Annotated in this window: 2 protein-coding genes; one reads left to right on the top strand and one right to left on the bottom strand. The window is 33.5% G+C overall.

Translation table 11 applies throughout. From position 1 onward, the window contains the following. Positions 1-300 precede the first annotated feature (300 nt). Positions 301-1767: an FAD-dependent monooxygenase gene (locus J4P91_RS28525; protein WP_207996776.1), complete on the bottom strand. Its 1467-nt coding sequence runs from the start codon at positions 1765-1767 to the stop codon at positions 301-303. Positions 1768-2379: 612 nt separating this feature from the next. On the opposite strand from J4P91_RS28525, the gene J4P91_RS28520 reads away from it, so the two are divergent. Further along, positions 2380-2617: IS6 family transposase (locus tag J4P91_RS28520; RefSeq protein WP_207996775.1), on the top strand; the 238-nt coding region annotated here is incomplete at its 3' end.

Raw genomic sequence — 2617 nt, 5'->3', positions numbered from 1 at the left:
CCCCTCCAAGTAAAAGTGTAACATCCATGTTTATTCATGGTCTTTTTACACTGTCTACCTTAAGGGGATAATATCAGATCAGTCTGTCCAAAACCAGAAAGAATTCATCCATCGATTGTTTGGCCTTACAGCATAAAATAGAATTCCGCTAGAAATATATGAGCTATATTCTCTTTTATTTTATTTTGATTTTGCACCAGAACCGGATGAGGTACTATATTTTCAATTTCACTTTTATTATATAAATTTTATATAACATGTCTGTAAGCACCCTATTTGGATGCTTACAGACATGTTATTCTATATTTTTTCAATACCTAATGGTACGTCGTTCTTGGTATGTGCAATCCAAGCTATATGACCATCCGGTCGAATCCAAACAGCCCCTATATTTTCTAACCCAGGATGTTGTATTTGTCCTACAATCACTTTTATATGTGAATCAATGTTCATTTTATCCATCATATCTACATAGGAAGGATGTATCAATAAAATGAATTTCCCATCATGCATCACTTCATAGAGTGTGTGATTGTTCTGATCTTGTGCATAAATAGAAAAATTGGGACATCTTTTTCCTAGCCATGGATGTTTTTCCGAATTATGCATCGATGGATACATAGTTCCTAGACCACTTACTTTTTCAGCTAAATCTTGATTCACTTCTGAGTATGTGAGTAAGTGAGAAAATAGCTCTCTTAGTGCCATTCCAGCATTTGAAAAGTTCATCATTAATTGTTCTTGCGCTTGTGTTTCTTTTAAAAATTGTTTTCCTACAGCATGTCGTTCAATATGGTAACTTTCTAATAGGTTTTCATATTTTTTCTGTTTTATAGCGCATCCCAATTTCCATCCTAAATTAAAAGCATCTTGTAAACCTACATTCAAACCTTGTCCACCTGCAGGTAAATGAATATGTGCCGCATCGCCTGCTAAGAATACACGCAAATGTTGATAAGTATCTGCTAATTTGGTTGCATTTCCAAAACGGGAGAGCCAAATCGTTTCCTTAATTTGAATACGTTCACCTGTAATACGATAAACACTATCCATAAGCTCCTCTTCTGTGACAGCAATTTGTACAGGTGTATGCTGATTTACAGGATCTACAATTGCAAAACGAAATACTTCAGGAGCAATCGGTACCATCATTACTATTCCATGTATATTAGATGTAGATAAAAACGGATTATATGGAATATATTCCAAAATAACATCACCCAATATAGCAGTGGCTGTTATATCTGTTCCACAAAATGGTATACGTGACAATTCACGTACGATGCTTCTTGCACCGTCAGCGCCTACTACATATGGAATCTCTAGCTTATATATATTTCCTCGTTGCTCTATTTCTAGCTGTACGAATGTTTCATACTGTTTTAAGTTCTTCACAGTATGCCCTCGTTTGATGTCTACACCTAATTCTAATGCGCGTTCTTCTAATATTTCTTCTGTAATAGATTGAGGAATAAACAGTGTGTAGGGAAAATCCGTATCTAAATTTTTGAAGTTTAATCTTGTTTCTAAGACAGCAAAATGACTTGTATCTAATTTTTTCCCACGAGATAAAAATCTGTTTTCAATACCTCTCATAGCCATCAATTCTAAGGAACGAGGATGTAATGTCATTGCTCTAGAATTTCGTATACGATCCATTCTTCTTTCCAACACAACAACTTTTATACCTTGAATAGCTAATTCACAAGCGGTCATTAATCCTACTGGACCACCACCAACAACTGCTACCTCATAATGATTTCCCATGTCATACCCTCCATTTATTTGATTGATTAGGACTAATCGTACAAAAACATGTACACATAATAGATTCTCAGTTAATAAATATTATGTGTTATGTATGCAAGTATACCGCATTTTTGTTTCCTCGGAAACAAAAATGCACTTAGAATATGAAAAATGAGGTGATAAATTCGTTGTTTCCCAATGTATTAAATTCTCATAAACAATTATGAAAGATAAAATTTTCGTTTTGGGGAACATCTAATTTCTTAGGTTGATATGGTGAGGCCTAATAGGTTGAATAGACTATTTCTTCTTTATTACATTTTAATTTAAATAATAGTGTTGGTTTAGAATAAGGTTTACTCAAAAATGTTTTGTGAATCCTAGTGAAAACCAAAAAGAAGCCATTTTGAAAAAAGAATAATCAAAATGGCTTCTCTTCTTCTTGAATGAACATTCCGTTTTATATAAAAGGTTGATTAAAACTCACTTAGAATTCTTTGATAGAAACTTCGCGACTTTATTATAAACATCGTAACTTTATTTCAAAACCACATTAGTTAACAAGGTTCTGTTGCAAAGATTTCTAAACTAAGATAACCTATAGAAAAAGTGTGAGCAGGAGAATGATATATGGGGTATTTTAAGGGAAAACAGTTTAAAAAGGATATTATTTTGGTAGCCGTCGGCTACTATTGTCGTTTTTCTTTAAGCTATCGCGATGTATCTGAAATCTTGAAAGAGCGTGGTGTTTCGGTTCATCCAACAACCATCATGCGCTGGGTTCATGAATATGGAAATCTTATCTATCAAATTTGGAAGAAGAAAAATAAAAACGTTCAATTATCTTGGAAACTAGATGAAACCTATA

This window comes from Bacillus sp. XF8 (assembly GCF_017498755.1).
Taxonomy (GTDB): domain Bacteria; phylum Bacillota; class Bacilli; order Bacillales; family Bacillaceae_G; genus Bacillus_A; species Bacillus_A bingmayongensis.
The sequence above is the reverse complement of the archived record's forward strand: the minus strand, read 5'-3'. Positions and strand labels throughout refer to the sequence as shown.

What these genes read in the sequence shown, in the direction of transcription:
- J4P91_RS28525 (WP_207996776.1), bottom strand. Translation starts at nt 1,767, where the DNA reads ATGGGAAATCATTATGAGGTAGCAGTTGTTGGTGGTGGTCCAGTAGGA.